The 23,592-nt window shown below is 72.4% G+C and carries 26 protein-coding genes; 10 read left to right on the plus strand and 16 right to left on the minus strand.

Annotation, left to right across the window (positions count from 1 at the left end):
- Positions 1-5 precede the first annotated feature (5 nt).
- Entirely contained in the window at positions 6-815 is an 810-nt protein-coding gene (locus DAE25_RS21170; RefSeq protein ID WP_159083880.1) for an NADase-type glycan-binding domain-containing protein, read from the plus strand.
- A 63-nt stretch (positions 816-878) separates the two neighbouring features.
- On the opposite strand, the gene DAE25_RS21175 is transcribed toward DAE25_RS21170, so the two are convergent.
- Both DAE25_RS21175 and DAE25_RS21180 read right to left on the minus strand, forming a co-directional pair.
- Entirely contained in the window at positions 879-1,697 is an 819-nt protein-coding gene (locus DAE25_RS21175) for an ABC transporter permease subunit (RefSeq protein WP_107768093.1), read from the minus strand.
- Complete coding sequence (locus DAE25_RS21180) at positions 1,694-2,590, minus strand: ABC transporter ATP-binding protein (protein WP_199907710.1); 897 nt, start codon at positions 2,588-2,590, stop codon at positions 1,694-1,696. Before DAE25_RS21180 ends, DAE25_RS21175 begins: the two co-directional genes overlap by 4 nt.
- Before the next feature lie 118 nt (positions 2,591-2,708).
- Here DAE25_RS21180 and DAE25_RS21185 point away from each other — a divergent pair, with 118 nt between their 5' ends.
- The gene (locus DAE25_RS21185; protein WP_107768095.1) at positions 2,709-3,191 is read left to right on the plus strand and encodes a GNAT family N-acetyltransferase; all 483 of its coding nucleotides are present in this window, start codon (positions 2,709-2,711) and stop codon (positions 3,189-3,191) included.
- Here DAE25_RS21185 and DAE25_RS21190 read toward each other — a convergent pair.
- The 6 genes from DAE25_RS21190 to DAE25_RS21215 all read right to left on the minus strand — a co-directional run bounded on the left by DAE25_RS21190 (position 3,160) and on the right by DAE25_RS21215 (position 10,459).
- Positions 3,160-4,170 (minus strand): threonine aldolase family protein, encoded by a 1,011-nt coding sequence (locus DAE25_RS21190; RefSeq protein WP_107768096.1) that lies wholly within the window; start codon positions 4,168-4,170, stop codon positions 3,160-3,162. The genes DAE25_RS21185 and DAE25_RS21190 overlap by 32 nt on opposite strands.
- A gap of 25 nt (positions 4,171-4,195) precedes the next feature.
- Positions 4,196-5,374 (minus strand): hypothetical protein, encoded by a 1,179-nt coding sequence (locus DAE25_RS23640; RefSeq protein ID WP_199907711.1) that lies wholly within the window; start codon positions 5,372-5,374, stop codon positions 4,196-4,198.
- A 164-nt stretch (positions 5,375-5,538) separates the two neighbouring features.
- Complete coding sequence (locus DAE25_RS21200) at positions 5,539-6,879, minus strand: class II 3-deoxy-7-phosphoheptulonate synthase (RefSeq protein ID WP_107768097.1); 1,341 nt, start codon at positions 6,877-6,879, stop codon at positions 5,539-5,541.
- Positions 6,880-6,957: 78 nt separating this feature from the next.
- Positions 6,958-8,418 (minus strand): APC family permease, encoded by a 1,461-nt coding sequence (locus DAE25_RS21205; RefSeq protein WP_107768098.1) that lies wholly within the window; start codon positions 8,416-8,418, stop codon positions 6,958-6,960.
- Positions 8,419-8,501: 83 nt separating this feature from the next.
- On the minus strand, positions 8,502-9,530 hold the full coding sequence (locus DAE25_RS21210) for a 6-phosphofructokinase (RefSeq protein WP_107768099.1): 1,029 nt from the start codon (positions 9,528-9,530) through the stop codon (positions 8,502-8,504).
- A gap of 95 nt (positions 9,531-9,625) precedes the next feature.
- Positions 9,626-10,459: an HAD-IIA family hydrolase gene (locus DAE25_RS21215; RefSeq protein WP_456093770.1), complete on the minus strand. Its 834-nt coding sequence runs from the start codon at positions 10,457-10,459 to the stop codon at positions 9,626-9,628.
- Between the two features lie 33 nt (positions 10,460-10,492).
- Between DAE25_RS21215 and DAE25_RS21220 the strand changes: the two genes are divergently transcribed.
- Together DAE25_RS21220 and glpK are read left to right on the plus strand one after the other, a co-directional pair.
- Positions 10,493-11,308, plus strand: coding sequence for a DUF1028 domain-containing protein (locus DAE25_RS21220; protein ID WP_107768101.1), 816 nt, complete (start codon positions 10,493-10,495; stop codon positions 11,306-11,308).
- A complete protein-coding gene (glpK, locus tag DAE25_RS21225; RefSeq protein ID WP_107768102.1) occupies positions 11,305-12,777 on the plus strand; it encodes a glycerol kinase GlpK in 1,473 nt (490 codons plus the stop codon). The genes DAE25_RS21220 and glpK overlap by 4 nt, the downstream gene beginning before the upstream one ends.
- On the opposite strand, the gene DAE25_RS21230 is transcribed toward glpK, so the two are convergent.
- The 3 genes from DAE25_RS21230 to DAE25_RS21240 are packed head-to-tail and all read right to left on the minus strand — an operon-like array spanning position 12,767 to position 14,791.
- Positions 12,767-13,657, minus strand: coding sequence for a hypothetical protein (locus DAE25_RS21230; protein ID WP_107768103.1), 891 nt, complete (start codon positions 13,655-13,657; stop codon positions 12,767-12,769). The genes glpK and DAE25_RS21230 overlap by 11 nt on opposite strands.
- Positions 13,654-14,121, minus strand: a complete 468-nt coding sequence (locus DAE25_RS21235; protein ID WP_107768104.1) for a GNAT family N-acetyltransferase — start codon at positions 14,119-14,121, stop codon at positions 13,654-13,656. Before DAE25_RS21235 ends, DAE25_RS21230 begins: the two co-directional genes overlap by 4 nt.
- Positions 14,114-14,791 carry a response regulator gene (locus DAE25_RS21240; RefSeq protein WP_107768105.1) on the minus strand — a complete coding sequence of 226 codons (678 nt, stop codon included), beginning with the start codon at positions 14,789-14,791 and terminating at the stop codon, positions 14,114-14,116. Before DAE25_RS21240 ends, DAE25_RS21235 begins: the two co-directional genes overlap by 8 nt.
- A gap of 154 nt (positions 14,792-14,945) precedes the next feature.
- On the opposite strand from DAE25_RS21240, the gene DAE25_RS21245 reads away from it, so the two are divergent.
- From DAE25_RS21245 to DAE25_RS21255, 3 genes are read left to right on the plus strand one after another with little or no spacing between them, the layout of a single operon-like run.
- Positions 14,946-15,686, plus strand: a complete 741-nt coding sequence (locus DAE25_RS21245) for a DUF4397 domain-containing protein (RefSeq protein ID WP_159083881.1) — start codon at positions 14,946-14,948, stop codon at positions 15,684-15,686.
- Positions 15,683-16,372 carry a class F sortase gene (locus DAE25_RS21250; protein ID WP_107768107.1) on the plus strand — a complete coding sequence of 230 codons (690 nt, stop codon included), beginning with the start codon at positions 15,683-15,685 and terminating at the stop codon, positions 16,370-16,372. Before DAE25_RS21245 ends, DAE25_RS21250 begins: the two co-directional genes overlap by 4 nt.
- Positions 16,369-17,064, plus strand: a complete 696-nt coding sequence (locus DAE25_RS21255; protein ID WP_107768108.1) for a hypothetical protein — start codon at positions 16,369-16,371, stop codon at positions 17,062-17,064. The genes DAE25_RS21250 and DAE25_RS21255 overlap by 4 nt, the downstream gene beginning before the upstream one ends.
- A gap of 4 nt (positions 17,065-17,068) precedes the next feature.
- Here the strand turns inward: DAE25_RS21255 and DAE25_RS21260 are convergent, their stop codons facing one another.
- From DAE25_RS21260 to DAE25_RS21275, 4 genes are read right to left on the minus strand one after another with little or no spacing between them, the layout of a single operon-like run.
- Positions 17,069-17,590, minus strand: a complete 522-nt coding sequence (locus tag DAE25_RS21260) for a flavin reductase family protein (RefSeq protein ID WP_107768109.1) — start codon at positions 17,588-17,590, stop codon at positions 17,069-17,071.
- Entirely contained in the window at positions 17,587-17,970 is a 384-nt protein-coding gene (locus DAE25_RS21265; protein ID WP_107768110.1) for a thiol-disulfide oxidoreductase DCC family protein, read from the minus strand. The genes DAE25_RS21260 and DAE25_RS21265 overlap by 4 nt, the downstream gene beginning before the upstream one ends.
- Positions 17,967-19,130: a MacS family sensor histidine kinase gene (gene macS, locus DAE25_RS21270; protein ID WP_199907716.1), complete on the minus strand. Its 1,164-nt coding sequence runs from the start codon at positions 19,128-19,130 to the stop codon at positions 17,967-17,969. The genes DAE25_RS21265 and macS overlap by 4 nt, the downstream gene beginning before the upstream one ends.
- The gene (locus tag DAE25_RS21275; RefSeq protein WP_107768112.1) at positions 19,127-19,867 is read right to left on the minus strand and encodes a lysophospholipid acyltransferase family protein; all 741 of its coding nucleotides are present in this window, start codon (positions 19,865-19,867) and stop codon (positions 19,127-19,129) included. The genes macS and DAE25_RS21275 overlap by 4 nt, the downstream gene beginning before the upstream one ends.
- A 61-nt stretch (positions 19,868-19,928) precedes the next feature.
- Here DAE25_RS21275 and DAE25_RS21280 point away from each other — a divergent pair, with 61 nt between their 5' ends.
- From DAE25_RS21280 to DAE25_RS21290, 3 genes are read left to right on the plus strand one after another with little or no spacing between them, the layout of a single operon-like run.
- Positions 19,929-20,756: an alpha/beta hydrolase gene (locus tag DAE25_RS21280; protein WP_234411188.1), complete on the plus strand. Its 828-nt coding sequence runs from the start codon at positions 19,929-19,931 to the stop codon at positions 20,754-20,756.
- A 56-nt stretch (positions 20,757-20,812) separates the two neighbouring features.
- The gene (locus DAE25_RS21285) at positions 20,813-21,226 is read left to right on the plus strand and encodes a hypothetical protein (protein ID WP_107768113.1); all 414 of its coding nucleotides are present in this window, start codon (positions 20,813-20,815) and stop codon (positions 21,224-21,226) included.
- 28 nt (positions 21,227-21,254) lie between these two features.
- Complete coding sequence (locus tag DAE25_RS21290) at positions 21,255-22,481, plus strand: ornithine cyclodeaminase, nickel-pincer nucleotide-dependent (protein WP_107768114.1); 1,227 nt, start codon at positions 21,255-21,257, stop codon at positions 22,479-22,481.
- On the opposite strand, the gene DAE25_RS21295 is transcribed toward DAE25_RS21290, so the two are convergent.
- The gene (locus DAE25_RS21295; RefSeq protein WP_234411189.1) at positions 22,466-23,437 is read right to left on the minus strand and encodes an ROK family protein; all 972 of its coding nucleotides are present in this window, start codon (positions 23,435-23,437) and stop codon (positions 22,466-22,468) included. The genes DAE25_RS21290 and DAE25_RS21295 overlap by 16 nt on opposite strands.
- Between the last annotated feature and the right edge of the window lie 155 nt (positions 23,438-23,592).

The following is a 23,592-nucleotide window of genomic DNA, read 5'->3' on the forward strand; positions in this document are numbered from 1 at the left end:
CGCCCATGAGCACCTGTGCACGGTGCGGCCATGAGCTCGGGGTGGGCCGCTTCTGCACCAACTGCGGGCACCCGATCGGCCAGCCCGTCCCCGAGTCCGAGGTGCTCCCCCGCCTCGACGACGCGTCGTACGCCGCCTCCTCCGCCGATCCGGCGCGTCCCGGACGCCCGTCGTGGCTGATCCCGGTGATCGGCGCGGTCCTGGCGCTGGTGCTCGTCGTCGTCCTCGTGGCCTGGCTCGGCGGCGACGACGACGAGCCCACCGGGGCCTCCTCCGGGTCCCCCACCAGCGCCCCCTCCGAGCCGGTTGACCCGGGTCCGGCCCCGCGACCGACCAACGTCGCCGCCACGACCCGCATCGAGGCGCCCGCACCAGCGCCGGCCACCACCGACCTCGACGGCAGCCTGGTCGGCTACGCCGCCGAGCAGATGGTCGACGGCGTTCCGCAGACCGCCTGGCGCACCGGCGGGGACGTGTCCGGTGCCACGATCCTCTTCACGCTGCGCCGCCCGACGACGCTGACCCGTGTCGGGTTGGTCAACGGCTACAGCAAGCAGGTGCCCAACGGGTCCGCCGTCCTCGACTGGTATCCCCTCAACCGACGGATCACCGCCGTCGAGTGGGTCTTCGACGACGGCACCACGGTGGGCCAGGACCTGCGCGAGGTACGCCGCATGCAGGGGGTCCGGATCGACCCGGTGACCACCCGCACGGTCCAGCTGCGGATCCTCGGCGTCACCGACCCCGGGGCGGGCCCGCTGGGCCGCGACTACACCGCGATCAGCGAGGTCGTGCTCTCCGGCACCCGCGCCTGAGGCCCGAGGAGGCGCAACGGCCGGACCCCGATCGGGGCCCGGCCGCGCGTCGTACGACTCGGGTCACTTCACCTCGGACCGCATCACCAGGGCCAGGCCCACGGCGAGCGGGGCGACGAGCCAGATGAGGCCGCTGGTGCCGAGCTGCGCCCAGTACTCCCCCGTCATCGTCTGGTCGAAGAGCCGACTGGTGGCCATGTTGAAGTCGACCCACGGCTGGATGTCGGCGAACCACGACTGGAGGCCGGCGAGCAGCATCAGCAGGCCGGGCAGGACCAGCGAGTAGACGAAGTACGTCACGATCGCGGCGGCCGAGCTGCGCAGCAGCACGCCGAGCATGAAGCCGATGGTCATGCCGAGCACCTGCGCCAGCACGATCTGGGAGAACTCGGTGACGGAGATGTTCCAGTCCGTCGGCACACCGACGATGGCGGAGCCGAGGATGTTGCCGAGGGCGCCGATTCCCAGCGCCACGAACATCGACACCACGCCCACCAGGACCGCGGCGATCCCCTTGGCGGCGATGGTGCGACCGCGGCGCGGGATCATCGTGTACGTCGTGAGGCCGGTGCGCTGGGTGTACTCGCCGGTGACGGACAGGATCGCGATCATCGGCAGGATCACCGACATCGGCACCCCGATCGCGCTGCCGAAGAGCTCGAAGTCGATGTCGGCGTCCGGGGCGAAGAGGATCGCCGCGCCGGTCGCGAGGACCGACAGGATGGCGATGCTCATCAGCATCCAGAAGCCGGCGCGGGTGTCGAACATCTTGCGCAGCTCGACCCCCACGATCCGGCCCATGCCGATCGGCGGGACGACCTTGCGCTCGCGCGCGGTCGCCGTGGTGGGGAGGGTCGTGGGCTGCACGGTCGTGGCGGTCATGCCGCTGCTCCTTCTCGCTGGGTGTCGGACGTGAGCTCGAGGAACATGTCCTCCAGGCCGGCGCCGTCGCCGGACCTCAGCTCGGTGAGGGGGACGCCCGCGCCGAGGGCGACGCGACCGACCAGGTCGGGCGTGGCGTCGGTGCGCAGGCCGCCGTCGACGGCGCTGCACGAGACGCCCGCGGCGGCCAGGGCCCGGCCGAGCACCTCGGCGTCGGGGGTGCGGACGAGGGTGCCGGCGCCGGCGAGCAGCTCGGCCTTGGTGCCCTGGGCGACGATCCGCCCGTGGCCGATCACCACGATGTCGTCGGCGATCACCTCGATCTCGTGGAGGAGGTGCGACGACAGCAGCACGGTGCCGCCCCGCTGCGCGAAGTCGCGCAGCAGGTCGCGCATCCAGCGGATGCCCGCCGGGTCGAGGCCGTTGGCCGGCTCGTCCAGGATGAGCACCCGCGGGTCGCCGATGAGGGCGGCGGCGATGCCGAGCCGCTGCCGCATGCCGAGGGAGTAGTTGCGAACACGGCGGCCCGCCTCCTGCGGCGTGAGGCTCACCAGGTCGAGCATCTCGTCGACACGACCCTTCGGCAGCCCCATGGTGCGCTGGGCGATGGTGAGGATCTCGCGGCCGGTGCGTCCCGCGTGCTGGGCGGACGCATCGAGGAGGACGCCGACCTCGTGGCCGGGGTTGGTCAGGTCGACGAAGCGGGCACCGTCGATGAGGGCGGAGCCGGAGGTGGCCGGCGTGAGGCCGACCATGATCCGCATGGTGGTGGACTTGCCGGCGCCGTTGGGGCCGAGGAAGCCGGTGACCCGGCCGGGCCGGGCGGTGAAGGTGACGTCGTCGACGGCCGTGAAGCCGCCGTACTTCCGGGTGAGTGACTCGACTGTGATCATGGGCCCCACGCTCTCCCGGGGCGGGCACCGCGCACATCGGGGACAACGCTGGGAACGACCACGGCCGCACCCTGAGGTCGTCTCGGGGTCGCCCCCGAGCCGGACCTAGGCTGGTGGCGTGCCGCGCACCGTCATCACCGCCATCACCGAGCCCGCCCAGGTCGCAGCGGCGGTGGAGGTCTGGGCCGCGGCCCGCGAGGCCGTGGGAGGCCGACCGACCCCCGCTCGACGGGCGCGGGTGGAGGCCAAGGTCCGCGACAGCGGCCTCGCCATGCTGGCGACGTACGGCGACAAGCCGGCCGGGATGGTCGTGGCCGAGCCGTACGCCGAGGGCGGGGTCGTCGACCCGACGTGCGGGCACGTGGCGATGGTGTTCGTGGAGCCGGGCTACTGGGGCAGCGGGATCGGGGGCGCCCTGCTGCGCGCCCTCCAGTCACCGCCCGACGGCACCGCCTGGACGAGGCTGAGCGTCTGGACCCGCGCCACCAACCGGCGTGCGCTGCGCCTCTACGGCTCGAGCGGGTTCGTCGACACCGGCGACCGCTCCAGCCTGCACGAGGGCGAGGAGATCATCCGCCTGGAGTGGCGGCGACCCGGCTGAGCACGGCGGCGGCGCGACGCGCGTCGTCGGCGCTGATGTCGAGGTGGGTCACGAGGCGTACGGCGCGTGGTCCGACCGGCGCGACCCGCACGCCCTGCTCCGCGGCATCGGCCACGAACCTGGCCGCGTCGTCCCGCTCGACGACCACGATGTTGGTGTCCACCGTGTCGGGGTCGACCCCGCACGCCTCGGCGAGCAGCCGGGCGTGCGCGTGGTCGTCGGCCAGCCGCTCGACGTGGTGGTCGAGGGCGTGCAGTCCGGCAGCGGCGAGGATGCCGACCTGGCGCATGCCGCCGCCGAGGCGCTTGCGCCACACCCGGGCCTCCCCGATCGCGTCGCGGTCGCCGATGATGAGGGAGCCGATCGGCGCGCCCAGTCCCTTGGACAGGCAGACGGCCATCACGTCGGCGACCGCGCCGTACTCGGCGAAGGGCGTGCCGGTAGCGACGTGGGCGTTCCAGATGCGCGCGCCGTCCATGTGGATGCGGGTGTCGACGCCGTCGGCCCAGGCGCGCAGGGCGCGGAGGTCCTCGACCGGCAGGACCGCGCCGCCGGCGAAGTTGTGCGTGCACTCCACCGAGACCGCCGCGGTGGCCACGAAGAACGGGCCCATGTCGGGGGCGTGGAGGTGCTCGATCGCGGGCAGGTCGACCTGCCCGCGCGGGTGGGTCCAGGTGCGCATGGTCAGCCCGGTGATCGCGCCGTGGGCCCCGAGCTCGGCACGGGCGATGTGCGCGCTGGACTCGCAGAGCACCTCCTGGCCGACGCCCACGACACTGCGTACGGCCAGGACGTTGGCCAGCGAGCCGGTCGGGGTGAAGAGCGCCGCCTCGTGGCCGAACATCTCCGCCACCCGGTCCTCGAGCGCGTTGACCGTCGGGTCCTCGGCGTAGACGTCGTCACCGACCTCGGCGCTCGCCATCGCGGCGCGCATCGCCTCGGTCGGACGGGTCAGGGTGTCGGAGCGGAGGTCGATCATGGCCCGATCCCATCACGACCCGAGGTCAGGGACACACGAGGTACGTCGTCGGCGGACCGTTGCTCGGGTGCGGCGTCACCGTCGTCGGGGTCGGCCGGGCGCACGTCGGCGTCGGGTCGTCGGTCGGGTCGGGCTCCCCCGGTGCCCCCTCCTCCTGCGGCTGGTCGAGCGGCGTCACGTCGGGCAGCGGGGGCTCGGTGGTGCTCGTGGCCACGAGGTCGTACAGCTCCGGGATCGAGTAGCGCACCCACCCCGCGTCCTCCCCCCGGAGGAAGACACCGGCCTGCCCGATGGGGACGACCACGACGGGCTCACCGTCGGTCGGCAGCAGCGCGAGGTCGAACGCCGCGACGTCCGCCTCGTCGCCACAGTCGTCGCCGACCTCCTCGACCAGGGCCTCCACCTGGTCCTGCGTCAGGTCGAGCTCCGACTCCCACGTGCGTCCGCCGTCACGGCTGTGCTCGACCGCGACGCCGTCGTCGTGGATCCGCCAGCAACGCTCCGGATCGGTGGGGTCGCACTGCTGGAGCCCGCTCCCCTCCGCGGACGACAGCTGGACCTCGGGGCGCTCGACCGTCCGCGTCGCGTCGATCGTGTAGCTGATCGAGGAGTGCTCGCCGAGCGTCAGCCGCTGCTCGACCTGGCGGGGGCGTCCCGGGAAGTCGCCCTCGACGCGGGACGCCGAGGTGAGGGCCAGGCCCTCGGCGCAGCTGGTCGCCGCCGTGGCAAGCACCGCGACGGGCAGGACAGCCATCCCGGACGCGAGCGCCACTGCGCGGCGCCACGGCAGCGCCGGTGACCGTCGGACCTGTCGGTCGACCCACCACGCGACTCCGAGCGCCGGCAGCGCCAGGAGGTCGGTCACGTCAGGGCGGATCAGCGTGGGTACGCCGCTCAGGCTCCAGACCGCGCTGGTGGCAGCAGCGCCGGCGGCGGAGGTCTTCGCGACGACGAAGCCGACGCCGGTCAGGGCGATGGCGGTCGGCGCCGGGTGGCGCAGGCCGAGTGCCGCGAGGAGCACCGCGAGGAGCAGCGGCGCCACGACCAGGCCGGCGACGTCGCTCAGCTTGCCGGTCAGGACGCCGGGGTACGCCTGCTTCAGGACGTGGTCGTTGAGGGCCAGCACGACCAGCGCGAGGACGGACACGGGCGCGGCCAGCGCCCGGAGGGCGTGGGCCACCTCGGTCCCCCGTGCGCGCGCCATGGCGCCCAGTGTGGGTCAGGGTCCCGTCCGAGGGGCGGGAACGCCGAGATCCGCGTCGGTCAGGTCGTGCGCGCTCTGTGCCTCGTCACGCCCGTCGCTGGGGCTCGCAGGCTCACCCCAGCGGGGCTGCTCGACCTTGCTCGGTCGCGCCCGACCTTCGTTCCTCAGGTCGTGCGCGCTCGCAGCATCTCGGCGACGAGGAAGGCGAGCTCGAGGGACTGGACGCGGTTGAGCCGCGGGTCGACCACGGACTCGTAGCGGTGCGCCAGCCCGTGCTCGTCGATCTCCTCGCCGCCACCCACGATCTCGGTGACGTCGTCGCCGGTCATCTCGACCATCATCCCGCCGGGCACCGTGCCGAGGGCGCGGTGCACGTCGAAGAAGCCCTGGATCTCGTCGAGCACGTCGTCGAAGCGACGGGTCTTGTAGCCAGTGGACGCCTCGAAGGTGTTGCCATGCATCGGGTCGCTGACCCAGGCCACCTGGACGCCCTCCGCGGTGACCTTCTCGACCAGCGGCGGCAGCCCGTCGCGGACCTTGCCGGCGCCGAAGCGGGTGATGAAGGTGAGCCGGCCGGGCTCGTTCTCCGGGTTGAGGCGGGCGGCCAGCGCGAGGGCCTCGTCGGGGGTCGCGGTCGGGCCGAGCTTGCAGCCGATCGGGTTGCGGATGTGGCGGAAGTACTCCACGTGCGCGCCGTCGAGCTGCCGGGTGCGCTCACCGATCCAGACCATGTGCCCCGACACGTTGTAGGGCAGCTGGGTGCGCGAGTCGATGCGCGTCATCGCGTGCTCGTACTCCAGCAGCAGCGCCTCGTGGCTGGAGTGGAAGTCGACACGGTGGAACTCGTCCGGGTCGGCGCCGATGGCCTTCATGAAGGTCAGGGCACGCTCGATCTCGCCTGCCATCAGCTCGTAGCGCTGGGCGTAGGGCGACTCGCGGACGAAGTCGTTGTTCCAGGTGTGCACCTGGCGCAGGTCGGCGTAGCCGCCGGTCACGAAGGCTCGGACCAGGTTGAGCGTGGCAGCGGACGAGTTGTAGACGTCCACGAGCCGCTGAGGGTCCGGGATGCGCGACTCGGGCGTGAAGTCGAAGCCGTTGACGGCGTCGCCGCGGTAGGCCGGGAGGGTCACCCCGTCGCGGGTCTCCAGGTCGCTCGAGCGGGGCTTGGCGTACTGGCCGGCGAGACGGCCGAGCTTCACGACCGGGACCGACGCGGCGTACGTCAGGACGACGGCCATCTGGAGCAGGACCCGCAACTTGTTGCGGACGTTGTCGGCAGTGACGCCGTCGAAGGTCTCCGCGCAGTCGCCACCGGCGAGCAGGAACGCCTCGCCGCGGCTGACGGCCGCGATCTTGTCCTTGAGCTCGTCGCACTCCCCCGCAAACACGAGCGGCGGCACGGTCCGGAGCCGCTCGACGGCCTTGGTCACGGCCGCCTGGTCGGGGTACGTCGGCTGCTGGGCAGCGCCGATGGCGTGCAACTGCTCGAGGGTGGGGATGCTCACCCCCCAAGGGTACGGCGGCGGGGCGCCGCAGCCCGACTCGTGACCGGTGGGCGGGCCCCCGCCCACCGGCCGCCGGCGTCAGCGGGCGTCGTCCTCCATGTGCTCGATGTCGCGGAACCCGGTCTTCTTCGCGCGGACACCGCGGTTGGTGATCCAGGTGAGGGCCCACAGCACCACGCCGATGCCGACCAGGCCGAGCGCGATCTGGTACTCGAGGATGTCCCGGTCGGAGATCTGCGGGACGATCAGGAAGATGCACAGCGCGCCGGCGATCGCGGGCGTCGGTCCGGGCGAGCGGAAGAAGCCCTCGGCCGGGTCGCGCCGCAGGATCAGGCAGGCCACGTTGACCACGGCGAAGACCGCGAGCAGGAGAAGCGAGGTCGTGCCGGACAGGGCTCCGACGATCGAGGAGTCCGACTGGGTGGCGACGAACCAGATGAGGCCGAGCGCGAGCAGCGTGGAGAAGACGATGCCGACGTACGGCGCGCGGCTGTTGGGCGACACCTTGCCCAGCGACCGCGGCAGGACGTCCTGCCGGGCCAGGCCGTAGAGCAGCCGGCTGGCCATCAGCATGTTGATGAGGGCGGTGTTGGCGACCGCGAAGACCGCCAGGAACGGGAAGATGCGGTCCATCGGGAGGTCGGGGGCTCCCTTGGAGACGACCTCGAGGAGTGCACGACCCTCTGCCTCGTTGATGGTGGCCAGCTCGCTCGGGGTCAGGACGGTCACCACCGCGACGGCGACCAGCATGTAGATGATGACGGCCACGCCGAGGCCGGTGAGCATCGTGCGCGGGAAGATCTTCTGCGGTTCCTGCACCTCCTCGACCATGTTGACCGAGTCCTCGAAGCCGACCATGGCGAAGAAGGCGACCGAGGTGGCGGCCGTGACGGCCAGGAACAGGCCCTTGTCGTCGGCGCCCTCGAAGGTCGTGACCCGGCTGATGTCGCCCTCGCCCTGCGTCATGGCGTAGAAGCCGATGAGGATGACGATCGACAGCGCGGTCATCTCGACCAGGGTGAGGACCACGTTGAACTTCACCGACTCGCCCACGCCGCGCAGGTTGATCAGGGCCAGCAGGATCATGAACGCCATCGCGATCGCGGTGACGACGCCGGTGCTCGGCAGCTCGTCCATCCAGCCGTTGGCGACCAGGCCGCCGGTGAGGTTCTGGGCGAGCACGTTGGCGGACGTGGACGCGCTCGTGATGCCCGAGCAGATCACCGCGAACGCCACGAGGAACGTCACGAAGTGGATGCCGAACGCCTTGTGCGTGTAGAGCGCGGCGCCCGCGGCCTGCGGGTACTTGGTGACCAGCTCGAGGTAGGACAGCGCGGTCAGCGTCGCCACGATGAACGCGACGAGGAACGGGAGCCAGACGATGCCGCCGACGATGCCGGCCATCTGTCCGGTGACGGCGTAGACGCCGGCGCCGAGGATGTCACCGATGATGAACAGCAGCAGCAGCTTGGGGCCCATCACCCGCTTGAGATCGGGCTCTGCCCCGTTGACGTCGGGCTCGGCAGTGCGGCTGCTCATGGCCACTCCCCCTCGGAGTCGTGAGAATTTCCCTCACTCTGGACTCGCGAGGGGGTGATGGCAAGCACCCTCGCGGGCGTCGGTCAGCCGAAGAAGACCTGCGCCTCGGCGTACTCCTCGTCGCTCACGAGCTTGAGCTCGCCGGTGCCCTCGATGAGCGGCAGGCGCTCGATCTTCGTCCCGCGCAGCGCCATCATCGTGCCGAAGTCGCCGTCGGCGACGGCGTCGATGGCCTGCAGGCCGAAGCGGGTCGCGAGCCACCGGTCGAACGCCGTGGGCGTGCCACCGCGCTGGATGTGACCGAGCACGACGGCCCGGGCCTCCTTGCCGGTGCGCTGCTCGATCTCGCCGGCGAGCCGGTCGCCGATGCCGCCGAGGCGGACGTGCCCGAAGGCGTCCTTCTCGCCGCTGACCAGCGTCATGTCGCCGCCGTCGCGCGGGATCGCACCCTCGGACACGACGATGATCGGGGCGTACTTGCTCTCGAAGCGGGTCTCGACCCGGGCGCAGACGTCCTCGATGTCGAAGGGCTGCTCGGGGATGAGCACCATGCTGGCGCCACCGGCGAGGCCGGAGTGCAGGGCGATCCAGCCGGCGTGCCGGCCCATCACCTCGACGACGAGGACGCGGTGGTGCGACTCGGCGGTGGTGTGCAGCCGGTCGATCGCCTCCGTCGCGATGTTGACCGCGGTGTCGAAGCCGAACGTGAAGTCGGTGCCGGACAGGTCGTTGTCGATCGTCTTGGGCACGCCCACGACGTCGACGCCGAGGTCGGCCAGCTTGGTGGCCACGCCCAGGGTGTCCTCGCCACCGATGGCGACCAGCGCGTCGACGCCGTCGCGGTCGAGGTTGGCCTTGATCCGCTCGACGCCGCCCTCGACCTTGAAGGGGTTGGTGCGGCTGGAGCCCAGGATGGTGCCGCCGCGCGGCAGGATGCCGCGGCACTGCTGCACGCCGAGCTCCATCGTGAGTCCCTCGAGGGGGCCCTTCCAGCCGTCGCGGTAGCCCACGAACTCGAACCCGTGGCCCTTCACGCCCTTGCGGACGACCGCCCGGATGACGGCGTTGAGGCCGGGGCAGTCCCCACCTCCGGTGAGCACTCCGACGCGCATCTCTACTCCCTCATCGTTGAAATTTTGATCGATCAAACCCTAGCGACGCGACTCTCTCGTGTGAAGGGGTCACGACCCGACCGGGACACCGAGCGTCAGACGTACTCGGTCGGCACGTCGACCCCGGCGGGAGCGAGCTCGGCGACCATCTCCACGAGGTCGGCCACCGAGTCGACCACCCGGCTGGGCCGGTAGGGGAACGTCTCGACGTCCTCGAGACGCGTGGACCCCGTGGTCACCAGGATCGTGCGCAGCCCGGCCTCGAGGCCGGACACGATGTCGGTGTCCATCCGGTCGCCGACCATCACCGTCGTCTCGGAGTGGGCGTCGATGCGGTTGAGCGCGCTGCGCATCATCAGCGGGTTGGGCTTGCCGACGTAGTACGGCGCCCGGCCGGTCGCCGCGGTGATCAGCGCCGCCACCGAGCCGGTGGCCGGCAGCGTGCCCTGCTGGCTGGGACCGCTGACGTCGGGGTTGGTGGCGATGAAGCGCGCCCCCGCCTCGATCAGCCGGATGGCCCGGGTGATCGCCTCGAAGGAGTAGGTCCGGGTCTCCCCCAGCACGACGTACTCGGGATCGCGGTCGGTCATCACGTAGCCGATGTCGTGCAGCGCGGTGGTCAGGCCCGCCTCCCCCACGACGTACGCCGTGCCGTCCGGACGCTGGTCGGCGAGGAACTGCGCCGTGGCCAGGGCCGAGGTCCAGATGGCGTCCTCCGGCACGTCGATGCCGCTCGCGAACAGGCGCGCCCGCAGGTCGCGCGGCGTGAAGATCGAGTTGTTGGTGAGCACCAGGAAGTGGCGACCCGAGGCCTTGAGCGCCTCGACGAACTCCGCCGCCCCGGGGATGGCGTGCTCCTCGTGCACGAGCACGCCGTCCATGTCGGTCAGCCATGTCTCGATCGGCGCGTGAGTGGTCATGGGCGCCATTGTGTCGCCTTCCGGCCCACTAGGGTCGGTGCCATGACCTTCTCCATCGTGGCTCGCTCCGACGACGGCGAGTCGTGGGGCGTGGCCGTCGCCTCCAAGTTCCTCGCGGTCGGGTCGGCCGTCCCCGCAGCTGTGGCCCGGGTGGGGGCCGTCGCCACCCAGGCCGAGGCCAACGTCGCGTGGAAGTTCCTGGCCCTGGCCCACCTCGACGACGGCGCCACCGCGGAGGTCGCGATGACCCGCCTCGTCGAGGAGGACGACAAGCGCGACCACCGCCAGGCCGGCATCGTCGACTCGGAGGGCAACGCCGCCACCCACACCGGGTCGGAGTGCTTCGACTGGGCGGGCGGGGTGACCGGACCCGGCTACGCGATCCAGGGCAACATCCTCGTCGGTCCCGAGGTCGTCGAGGCGATGGAGCTGTCGTGGCAGGGCTCGGCGGGCCGGCCGATCGAGCGCCGGCTCCTCGAGGCACTGCGCGCCGGCGACGAGGCCGGCGGGGACAAGCGAGGACGCCAGTCCGCCGCGCTGCTCGTCGTGCGCGAGGACGCGGGGTACGGCGCGGGCGACGACGTCGCGGTCGACCTGCGGGTCGACGACCACGCAGCACCCGTCGGCGAGCTCGCGCGGCTTCTCGACCTCAACGACCTCTACCTGACCGCCTCCACCGAGGACGAGAAGGTGGCCGTCACCCCCGAGCTGGACGCGGAGATATCCCGGCTCGTGCAGGCCCAGGGCCACCCCGACCTGCGCTCGTGGGTCGGCAGCGAGAACTACGAGATGCGGGTGGCCGAGGACGGCTCGTGGATCGACGAGCGGGTGCTCGCGATCCTGCGAGGTGCGAAGTGAGCGTCCTCGCCATCGATGCCGGTACGACGGGGGTCACCGCCGTCGTCGTCAGTCCTGCCGGCCGGATCGTCGCCACCGCCAGCCAGGAGTTCGCCCAGCACTTCCCCAAGCCGGGGTGGGTGGAGCACGCGCCGGAGGAGATCTGGCAGGCCACCCTCGAGGCCACCCGGGAGGTGCTGCGCACGGTCGACGCGTCCGAGCTCACCGCGATCGGCATCACCAACCAGCGCGAGACCGTGGTGTTGTGGGACCGCGAGACCCTCGGGTCGCCGCGTCGGGCGATCGTGTGGCAGGACCGGCGGACGGCCGAGATCTGTGAGCGGCTGCGCGCCGACGGCCACGAGGACCGGGTCGCCGAGCTGACCGGGCTCCGGCTCGACCCCTACTTCTCCGGCACCAAGCTGATGTGGCTGGCCGAGCACGAGCCGCACACCTGGGCCCTCGTCCAGTCTGGCCGCTACGCGGTCGGGACCGTCGACTCCTACCTGATCGCGCGGATGACCCGGGGCACCTGGCACGTCACCGACGTGTCCAACGCGAGCCGGACCCTGCTCTTCGACCTCGGCTCCGGCGACTGGTCCGACGAGCTGTGCAGCCTCTTCGGCGTGCCTCGTGACGCACTGCCCGACCTGGTGCCCAACTGGGGCGAGGTCGCACCGTCGGACCCGAAGTCCTTCCTCGGCCTCGAGCTGCCGATCGCGGGCATCGCCGGCGACCAGCAGTCGGCCCTCTTCGGTCAGACGTGCTTCGAGGTCGGCGACTCCAAGTGCACCTACGGCACCGGGTCCTTCATCCTGGCCAACACCGGGACCACCCTGGAGCGCTCCGATGCCGGCCTGCTGTCGACAGCGGCCTGGCGCTCCCCGGCGGGTGAGCTGACCTATGCGCTGGAGGGGTCGATCTTCGTGACCGGCGCGGCCGTGCAGTGGCTGCGCGACGGACTGCAGATCGTGGGGTCCGCGGCGGAGACGGAGGCCGTGGCGTCGACCGTCGACGACACCGACGGCGTCGTCTTCGTGCCGGCGCTCACCGGCCTCGGCGCCCCGCACTGGGACCCGCACGCCCGGGGCCTCGTCATCGGCATCACCCGCGGCACCACCCGCGCGCACATCGTGCGCGCGACGCTCGAGGCGATCGCCTTCGAGGTGCGCGACGTCCTGGAGACCATGCCGGACATCGCCTGCCTGCGGGTGGACGGTGGTGCCGCCGCCAACGACATGCTCTGCCAGCTGCAGGCCGACCAGGTGGGCCTGCCCGTCGAGCGTCCGGAGATCGTCGAGACCACGGCGCTGGGAGCGGCCTTCCTCGCCGGGCTCGGCACCGGTGTATGGGAGTCCACCGACGACCTGCACGAGACGTGGGCGCTGGAGCGCCGCTTCGAGCCGGTCGCAGAGCGTGCCAAGGCCGACGCGGCTCACGCCCGCTGGCGCGACGCCGTCGAGCGCTCCAAGGGCTGGGCTACCGACTGAGCCGGGCCAGCTCCGCCTCCGCGGCGGCGACCGCCCGCGCGGTCTCGGCCGCGCTCTCGTCCGCCTCGGCACGCACGTCCTCGGCGTCGGAGAGCTCGTCGTCGTTCTCCTCGAGGTCGGCCTCGAGCTGGGCGATCTTGCCCCGTAGCTCGTCCACCTCGGCCTGGAGCTGGAGGGATCTCGCCTGGAGCTGCTCGACGTCCGTGGCCGCGGCCGCGGCGGCCACGCTCGCCGCCTCGTGCTCGGAGGTGGCGGCCTCGAGCCGCTCCTGCGCCGCGTGCCGCGCCTTGGCGTCGGCCTCCGGGTCCGGTACGACGTGCAGCTCGGGCCGGCCCACCGGCTCCGGCTCACGCTCGGCCGCCGTGAAGCCGAGGGCCTCCGGTGCGGCCAGGGCCGGGGCCACGTCGACCTCGCCCACCCCGGTCGCCGCGAGCGCCGCGACGAGCAGTCCGCTGCGCACCGCCCGGGCCGCCCCCTCGTCGACCATCGCGGCCGTCAGGGTCGCCTCGACCTGGTCGGCCACGGCGGGGGTGACCTTGACGCCCTCCTCGCGGGCGAGGCCGCGGGCGCGCGTGGTCACCGCAGCGGTGAGCTGGCGGCGCTGCCGGGTCAGGGCCCGCAGCTCCTCGCCGTCGAGGTTGGTCTGGGCCTCACGCAGCGCCGCACCCACCTCCAGCACCTGCTCCACTTGCGCCGCGTCGCGGCGTACGAGCAGGTTGACGACCCAGGCGGCGAGCGACGGCTTCTTCAGCGCCTTGAGCCGCGCGGCCAGGTCCTTGTCGGCCTTGTGCTCCTTGACCAGGGCGTCGCGCGCCGGGGTGAAGTCGGCCAGCGGCAGCGCGTAGAGCCCGTCGGCGAGCTCGAGGAGCGGGTCGGTCACGCCGGCGATCCTACGAACGCGTACTCGAGCTCGGTCGGGTGCGGCACCCACGGGCACTCCTGCTCCACCCCGGTCGCACTCCAGCCGAGCCGCTCGTAGAGACGGCGCGCCCGGTGGTTGGCGTCGAGCACCCACAACCGCCGCGCACCGTGGGCGACGGCCCGGGCGACGCCGGCGCGGGCGAGACCGGTCCCCCAGGCGTCCGGGTGGACCGCGAGGTGGCGCAGGTTGTCGTCGTCGTACGCCGCGAAGGCCAGCAGGCCGCCGTCACCGTCGACGACCTCGACCACCACCTCGGGGTCCTCGAGGACGAGCGCCCAGCGCGCGAGCACGTCGTCGTCGGGGAAGGGGAACCGGTCGGCCGGGAACACGTGCGCGAGGCCGACGAGGTTGGCGGCCCGCTCGAGGTCGCGCAGCGCGGCCACGTCGCCGGGGCCGGCCGTGCGCCAGGACGCGTCAGTCATCGTCCAGGCCGTGCTCGATCGCCCAGCGAGTGAGCTGGACGCGGTTGTTCATCTGGAGCTTGCGCAGCGTGTTCTGCACGTGGTTCTGCACGGTGCGGTGGGAGATCACGAGGCGCTCGGCGATCTGCTTGTAGGACATGCCCTTGGCGACCATCTTGAGGATCTCGGTCTCGCGGTCGGTGAGCTCGTCGCGCGGGTCGTCGGCCGGGCCATCGGCCATCCGGCGGAACTCCCCCAGCACCAGGCCGGCAAGGCCGGGCGTGAAGACGGTGTCGCCGGCGGCGACGCGGCGTACGGCGTCGAGCAGCTCCTCGCGCGACGCGCTCTTGACGAGGTAGCCGGTGGCGCCCGCCTTGACCGCCTCGAGCACGTCGGACTGCTCGCCGGACGCGGAGAGGATGAGGACCCGCGCGGACGGGTCGTGCTGGAGCACCTGGGCGGTCACCTCGACCCCGTTGGGGCCGGGGATCTGGAGGTCGAGCACCACCACGTCGGGTCGGGAGGCGGGGAAGCGCGCCAGCGCCTGGTGGCCGTCCGCGGCGACCGCGACCACCTCGAAGCCGGCGGCGGCCAGGTCCCGCTCCACCGCGTCGCGCCACATCGGGTGGTCGTCGACCACCATCACCCTGGTCGGTCCGCCGGTCGTCCCCTGGTCCTGGCCGCTCGTCATGCCCGCGAACCTACAGCGGGTGGACTGCAGGCTTTACCCCAATCGTGGGGTTGTCCGTCCTCGGGCCCGATGGTGTCGTGGGGGCCGTGGCTCGGGATGCGGGCCGTCATCTGCCCGGGGGAAGTGTCGGATGCGTCGAGCACTGTCAATGGTCATGGCTGCGTCGTCGGCCCTCCTGCTGCCCCTCCTGACCACCGGGACGCCCGGCCAGGCGGCCGGCCCCGTCAAGGCGCAGGCCAACGTCACCGTCATCCAGGCCGTGCCGGGTGCCACGGTCGACGTCTCCGTCGACGGCCGGTCGGTCGCGACCGGGGCCGAGGTCGGCGACATCCTGGGCCCCTTCGAGCTGTCCCCCGGCGGTCACGAGGTGACCTTCACCGGCCCCGGCGTCGACGTCGCCTCCTCGCTCGACGTCGCCACCGGGGCGAGCACGGACGTGGTGCTGCACCTCCCCGCCGAGGTCGGTGGAGATCCCGTGGTCCACTCCTACGACGCCCCGACCGGCGCGATCGGTCCCGACAAGGCCCGGGTCGTGCTGGCCCACACCGCCACCGTGGCGCCGGCCGACGTGCGGGTCAACGGCGAGACCGTCTTCACCAACATCGCCAACGGCGAGTTCGCCGAGGCGGAGGTGCCGGCGGGCACCCACGAGGTGGCGCTGCTCCCGTCGGGCAGCACCGCCGACCCGATCCTGGGCCCGCTCGACGTGGCGCTCGAGGCACGCACCCTGTCGATGATCTACGCCTACGGCAACCCGCGGGACGGCTCGATGAACGTCATCGCCCACACCTCCACCCTGACCGCGGACGGGGCGGTGCGACCCACCACCATCGACACCGGGTCGGCGGGGCTGGCGCGCGGCATCGCCGTCACTCCCTTCCTGCTGGGCGGATGAGCGCGTCGGGCGGCGGTGCCACCCCGCTCCGCGGGGTCGTCCCGGCGCTCGTCCTGCTCGTCCCGCTCCTGGCCGCCTGCAGCGGCCAGACCGCCACCGACGCACGCGACGCCCGGGAGGCAACGCGCGGCCCGGCGTCGCCCTCCGCGTCGTCCTCTGCGTCGTCGTCGGCCGTGCCCGTCACCCCCGCGCAACGCGCCACGTCGGTGGTCCGACCCCAACGACCGGTCGCCGTGGTGCTGCCCGGTGACGTCGTCGTACCCGTCCGGACGGCGTCCACGACGGCCGACGGCCTGCTCGACGTCCCGGCCGACACCGGTTTGGCCGGGTGGTGGGACGGCGGGGCCCGGATCGGGGACCCGTTCGGCTCGACGCTGGTCGCCGCCCACGTCGACTCCCGCACCCAGGGCCTCGGTCCCTTCGCCGCACTGCTGCGCCTCGAGGGGGGCGAGCGCGTGCGCCTCCGGTCGCCGGGGCTGGTCCAGGACTTCGAGGTCCGCTCCCTGCGCCTGGTGCCACAGGGTCCCCTCACCGAGCGCACGGGCCTCTTCGCCCCGAGCGGTCCGCGCCGGCTGACCCTGGTGACCTGCGCCCCGCCGTACGTCGCGAGCAAGGGTGGCTACCAGAACCTCGCGGTCGTCACCGCCGTGCCGGTCGGCCCTCCGTCCCAGGGGTCGCGGCCATGAAACGCCCCGACCCCAGCCGCGCCTCCCGCCTGCTCCTGCTGGGCCTCGTCTTCCTCGTCCTGCCGGCGATGACCATCGCCCTGGTGGCCAGTCGCATGGACGGCGAGGGATCGTCGGCGGCGACGCTCAGCAGCGAGGGACGCGGTGCTCCCCCTCCCCAGCCGTTGGCGCCCGACGAGTCGTACGTGCGCACGGTGGTGCTCCCGTCCGGCGACCTGCGGGTGACCCACTGGATCGAGAGCAGCGCCACACTCCTCGACATCGGCCTCTCGCTGCCCGCCGTCACCGGGGCCGCGGGCGTCGAGGCCCGCAACGTGCGGGTGCTGGCCGACGGCCGCCGGGTGTCGGGCACCGCCCGGATCACCACGGTCCCCGCGAGCTATCCGCTGCTGGGTGCCCGCTCGGTCCAGGTCCGCTACCGGTTGAAGGGCGCGGTCGAGCGGAGCGGCGCGTCGGCGCCCGGCCGGGCCCTCGCCCTCGTGACGGCGCTCGACGTGACGCACGAGCCGCCACCGCAGCGCGTGGTCCGGGCCATCCTCGCCCCCGAGGTGCTGTCCCTGGCCTGCGCGCCGGCCGTCGCGGAGGGTGCTCCCGAGCCGTGCGGTGCCCTCGGCCCCGACGGCGGCTGGACCGTCGAGCGGGCCGGCGCCCGGGTGGACGACCGGGTGCTCGCGCAGGTGTCCCTGCGGTGAGCGCTCAGGCTCGCGTGTCGGGTCGGACGTAGCGACCGCGGCGGTGCAGCAGGGGCTCCTCGTCCGGGCCGAGCTCCGCCTCGTCGAGCGAGCAGACCACCTCGAGCGACCAGCCGAGGAGCCGGGTGTCGGTGACGGTGCAGGTCGCCCAGGTCGACGCCGAGGCGAGCCGCGGCCCGGCCGGCGTCTGCTCCCAGGTGGTGCCGGCGAACGGCCCGCCCGGTGCCGGCATCAGGCCGGCGAACTGCTCCGCGAGGTCGCGGTGCTCCCACTCCAGCAGGTGTACGACGACCCGGTCGCCGACGTCGAGGCTCTCGCCGAGTGACGAGTCGGGGTCGAGGAGACCGACCACCAGGGGTGGCTCGCCGCCGACGACCAGCATCGACGAGACGGTCAGCCCGACGCGCTCGCGGTCGGCGCCGGTCGTCCAGAGGCCCACGCGGGCCGAGAGCCTGCCGCGCAGCCGACGGGCGGCGTCGCGCGCGCCCTCGGGATCGGCGAAGGGGTGCTCGGAGTGGATGGTCATCGACTGCGCCTCCAGCGGTGGTCGAGCGGCGGCTGCGGCCCGCCGATCGCGCAGGTGCGCGAGGACGCGATCCGACGGTAGACGCGGTCGCCGACGGTCCGGACCGGAGGAAGCCACAGCAGCGGCGCCGTCCAGAACGTGATGGGTGAACGGGCCAAGAGACGCCTGATCGCGTCGTAGCCCTCGAAGCGGCCCCTCGGGGTGAGCAGCTGGAGCGCGCGGTAGGCGTCCTCAGCGGTGACGCGAGGGTCGTTGAGGGCGTCGAGCTCGGCGGAGCCGACGAAGACGTGAGAGCCGGTGACATCGATCCACGTCAGCACGGTGGCCCAGCGTCGACAGAAGGAGCAGTGGCTGTCCCAGATCACTGTGCGGTCGGTCATGTGTCCCCCTCGATCGGCACAGTCAGCTCCCACTCGGTCCCCCAGGTGCCGGTGTCCAGCCGGGCGGTGCCACCGAGGTCGGCGAGGCGACCACGGATCGACTGACCGACCCCGAGACGGCCGGACGCGGCAGCGGCCTCGAGGCGACCGTCGGGGATGCCCGGCCCGTCGTCGCGGACGGAGACGGTGACCTCGCCGGGGACCGCGTCGAGCAGGACCCAGGCCGGGGCGGTGTCGCCGACGTGGGCGCGGACGTTGTCGAGGCAGGCGGACACCGCGGCCACCAGCTCCTGCGCCACGTGGGTGGGCACGGGCACGGGGGTGCCCGGGGTGGCGACGTCGACCCGGCCCGCGTGCGCGGAGCCGAGGCGCTCGAGGGCCCCGGCCAGGTCGACGGTCGAGCCGGTCGGGGCGGTGACCGTGTCCTGCTGGCGGATGAGCGACCGCAGGTTGCGCTCCTGCTCGCCGGCGAGCTGACCGAGCCCGGCCAGGTCGCCCCCCGCCTCACCCGCCCGGCGCTGCACGAGGGACAGCACCTGGAGCACGCCGTCGTGGACCGCCCGGGCCAGCCGGGTGCGCTCCTCGGCGGCCGCCGCGGCCCGCTGGGCAGCGTCGCGCTCGACCGCCATCCGCTGGAGCGAGGCGCACATGTAGCCGACGATCGGGCCGCCGATCATGAGCAGGAAGACGTTGCCGTAGTTGGCCTGGTCGATCGGCTGGTCGACGGACACGCGGATCACGATGTCGGCCGCGGAGAGGGCCACGGCAGCGGCCAGGCCGCCCTTCCAGTGCCAGTGGACCGCCCAGGCGAGGAGGGCGCCCATCACCCAGAAGCCGGGGATGGTGGCGTTGAAGTCGGCCCCCTTGGCGAGCGGGGTCAGGAGGATCGCGCCGACGGCGATCGCGAGGTCCGCGCCGAGCAGGAGCGGCGTACGACGTCGTGCGGACGAGTACGCCCACAGTGCGACGCCGGTCCAGACGACGGCCACGGTGACGACGGCGGCGCCCAGGGCCGGGTTGTCGTAGTTGTCGCGGCGCCACAGGTTGAGGGCGACCATGTTGACGGTCACCACGACCCGGACGAGCGCGAGCGCCCGGTGGAGGCGGTCCTCGACCGCGACCGCGGCCCGCTCGTCGACGGGCGGGGCGGCGCCGGTCAGGACGCCTGCTTCTGGGGTGCCTCGTCGTGCGGGGCCTGGTCCTTCGACGCCTTGGCCTGCTCCTTGGAGAGCTCCTTGGCCTTGGCGGCGTACATGTCGACGTACTCCTGCTCGGAGAGCCGCATGATCTCGTACATGATCTCGTCGGTGATGGACCGCAGGATGTAGCGGTCGTTCTCCATGCCGTCGTAGCGCGAGAAGTCGAGCGGCGGGCCGAAGCGCACGATCGGGCGCGTCCACGAGCCGAAGATCTTGCCGGTCGGCGCGACCACGTCGGTGCCGACCACCGCGCACGGGACGACCGGGGCGCCGGTCTCGAGCGCGAGCCGGGCGACGCCGGTCTTGCCGCGGTAGAGCTTGCCGTCGTGCGATCGGGTGCCCTCGGGGTAGATGCCGAACAGGTCGCCCTGGTCGAGGATCTTCTTGGCGGACTTCATCGCGCCCTCGGCCGCGTTGGCGCCCGAGCGGTCGATCGGCACCTGGCCGGCACCGGAGAAGAACTTCTTCTGGAACCAGCCCTTGATGCCGGGCGAGGTGAAGTACTCCGCCTTGGCCACGAAGGTGACGCGGCGGTTGAGGGTGAGCGGCATGAACAGCCAGTCGGCGTACGAGAGGTGGTTGCTCGCCAGGATCGCGGCGCCCTCCTCGGGGACGTTGTCGACGCCGAACGCCTTCGGGCGGAAGATCACACGGAGCAGCGGGCCGAGCGCCACCGACTTGAGGAACCAATACAGCACGGGGTGAGCCTAGCCCCGAAAGCCCCTCCCCGGTGTCCCCCACGTGGTGCACACTTCCCCCGTGATCAATCCCCTGAAGCGAGGCGGCCCGGCCGCGCCCGTCGAGCCCACCGACCCCGAGGTCCCGCGGCCGTTCACCGCGGTCGCCAAGCCCGAGCTCACCGACGGTCGGCGCATCGGCGTGCTGCTCCAGCACGGCTTCACCGGCTCGCCCTACTCGATGAAGCCGTGGGGTCGCGCGCTCGCCGAGAAGGGGTACGCCGTCGAGGTGCCGCTGCTGCCGGGTCACGGCACGCAGTGGGAGGAGCTCAACTCGCTCGGGTGGAAGGACTGGTACGCCGAGACGTCGCGGGCCTTCGAGAAGCTCCGCGACGAGAACGACGCGGTCGTCGTCGGCGGCCTCTCGATGGGCGGCTCGCTGGTGCTGCGCCTCGCGGCCGACCACCCCGACGCCGTGGCCGGGATCGTGCTGGTCAACCCGGCCGTCAACACCGCGCGGCTCGACGTCCGGGCCCTGCCGGTCCTCAAGTGGTTGGTGCCGTCGTTCCCCGGCATCGCCAACGACATCAAGAAGCCGGGTGTCGAGGAGCTGGGCTACTCGCGCACGCCCCTCAAGGCGGCCGACTCGATGATGCGCGAGGGCTGGAAGCCGCTGCGCGCGGACCTGGCTCGGATCACCGCTCCGCTGCTGTTCTTCAAGTCGACCGTCGACCACGTCGTCGACCCGACCTCGCTGGAGATCATCCGGAGCAACGTCTCGTCGCGGGACTTCACCGAGCGGATGCTGTCCGAGAGCTACCACGTGGCCACGCTCGACAACGACGCGCAGGCGATCTTCGACGAGTCCGCCGAGTTCGTCCGCAGGGTCACCTCAGCCGACGCCGGCTGAGGAAGCACGGACCAACGACCCTCTCCAAACCACCGCAGGCGGGCTACGGTAGGTGTGTGAGCCCACGCGGAGACGACGAGCGGCGGACCCGCGAGGACGCGGCCTGGCGCGAGATCGTGGACAACTACGGTGAGCGCTTCGAGGTCGACGACGCTCCGGTGTCCGAGCCCCAGCCGGTCACGGCCGTGGTGCCGGAGCCCGAGGTCGCCGTCGTACGACCCGTGGACGAGGAGCGCTTCGTGCCTCCGCCGCCGCCCCCGCTCCCCCGGCCGGCGCCCCCGCGGGCCATCGCCTGGGCGGGTGTCTTCGGCGTACCGATCGTGCTGCTCGTGTGCCTCATCGCGACGCTCGACCTGCCGACGCTGCTCGACTACGCACTGCTGACGTGGTTCGTCGGCGGGTTCGGCTACCTCGTCGCCACGATGTCGCGCGAGCCCCGCGAGCCCTGGGACGACGGCTCGCGTATCTGACCGGCGCCGCGGGCGCTATCGTCGGCCCGTGAGTGTGAGCGAGAACGTCGAAGTCACCGGCCACCTGATGGACAGCGGCATCCTGTCGCGCGTCCTCGACGACATCCGCCAGTACGGCGCCGACTGGGTCATCAAGGACATCGACCTCGGTCACGAGCAGACCGACACCAGCCACGCGACCATCACCGTGATGGCCGAGGACGACGACGCGCTGCAGCGGCTCCTGATGCGGTTGCAGACCCACGCCGTCAACCAGACCGACCCAGGTGAGGCCAGCATCGCCGTGGCCGACATGGACGGGGTCTTCCCCGACGGCTTCTACTCCACCACCAACCTCCCCACCCGGGTCCGCCTCGAGGGACGTTGGTACGACGTGGACAACCCCGAGATGGACTGCGGCCTCGTCGTCGAGGGCGAGCGGATCTTCACCCTGCCGATGTCCGACGTGAAGATCGGGATGCAGGTCGTCACGGGCGCCTCGGGCATCCGAGTCAGTGCGCCCGTGGTCGACAAGTCGAGCGACGCCTTCGGCTTCATGGAGTCGGACGTCTCGTCGGAGAAGCCGCAGGCCGTGCTCGTGCGCCAGGTCGCCGACGGCATGCGCGAGGCCAAGGCCGAGGGCAAGAAGGTGCTGTGGGTCGGTGGTCCCGGCGTCGTGCACACGGGCGCCGCGCCCGCCATGGTGGCGATGGTCAACGCCGGGTTCGTGGACGTGCTCTTCGCGGGCAACGCGCTGGCCACCCACGACATCGAGTCCTCGCTCTACGGCACGAGCCTGGGTGTCGACCTGGCCAAGGGCCAGGGCGTCGAGCACGGGCACGAGCACCACATCCGCGCGCTCAACACGATCCGCAAGGCCGGCTCGATCAAGGCGGCCGTCGACTCCGGCGTCCTCACCGGCGGGATCATGCACGCGATGGTCACGCACGAGAAGAAGTTCGTGCTGGTCGGCTCGGTCCGCGACGACGGTCCCCTGCCCGACGTGCACACCGACGTGATCGTCGGCCAGCGCGCGATGCGCGCCGAGCTCACCGATGTCGGCTTCTGCCTGATGGTGGCGACCATGCTGCACTCGGTGGCGACCGGCAACATCCTGCCGGCGTCGATCCCGCTGGTGTGCGTCGACATCAACCCCGCCACGGTGACCAAGCTCGCCGACCGCGGGTCGAGCCACGCCAAGGGCATCGTGACCGACGTGGGGCTCTTCCTCGAGCAGCTCGCGGTCGAGCTCGTCCCGGACTACCGCCGCGCCTGAGACGCCCGACGGGCCAGCTCGGCAGCGCCCACCAGGCCGGCCTGCGGGCCCAGCTGAGCCGCGACCAGCGGCGGCACCTGCCGGTGTGCCGCGCCCACGAGGGAGCGCACCAGCGCGGTGCGGGCGGGCTCGAGCAGCCGGTCACCGGCGGCTGACACCCCGCCGCCGATGACGACCACCTCGGGGTCGAAGGCCGCCACCAGGTTGGCCACCCCGACGCCGAGCCAGTCGCCGACGCTGGCGAAGGCCTGCCGGGCCACCAGGTCGCCGTCCTCGGCTGCCTCGGTGACCATCGGGCCGGTCACCAGGTCAGGATTGCCGCCGGTCGCCTCCTCGAGCACGGAGGGCTGCTCGCCCATCCGGGCCCGGGCGAAGCGGACGAGAGCGTTGCCCGAGGAGTACTGCTCCCAGCACCCTCTTCCCCCGCACTCGCACGGCTGCCCACCGGGCACCACCTGCATGTGCCCGAACTCGCCCGCCATGCCGTTGGCCCCCCGCACGAGGTGGTCGTCGATGATGATGCCGCCGCCGATGCCGGTGCCCATGGTGACGACGACTGCCGACCGCGCGCCTCGCGCCGCGCCGTACGTCCACTCGGCGACGGCGGCGCCGTTGGCGTCGTTGTCGAGGGTCACCGGCACGCCCCAGCGGTCGGCCAGCCGGTCCCGGACGTCCTCGCCCTGCCAGGGCAGGTGCGGGGCGAACATCACCCGGCTGCCGCTCGCGTCGACGAACCCGGCGGCGGCCACGCCGACTCCCGCGATCGGTGAGCCGCCAGCCACCTCCAGCACGGCCTGCACGAGGGCGTCCTCGACGCGCACGGCGTCGACCCGCCGACCGGGCGTGGCCCGACGTGCGGTGCGTACGACGCGTCCGTGCTCGTCGACCACCCCGGCCAGCACCTTGGTGCCGCCGACGTCGACGCCGACCCAGACGGGCTCCATCGCGGAAGTCACGGACCGATCCTGTCGTATACGCGCTGTCCAGACCGTCGGGGCCCGCCGCATGGCCCGAAAGGACTAGGCGCGGTGGTCACCCGGGTCATTTCGGGTCACAAGGCTGCCGGGTGCTCCCGGCGCTCCCTAGTCTCAGGCTGATATCCGCCGGAGAT

The sequence above is a fragment of the Nocardioides terrigena genome, assembly GCF_003047265.1.
Classification (GTDB): Bacteria; Actinomycetota; Actinomycetes; order Propionibacteriales; family Nocardioidaceae; genus Nocardioides; species Nocardioides terrigena.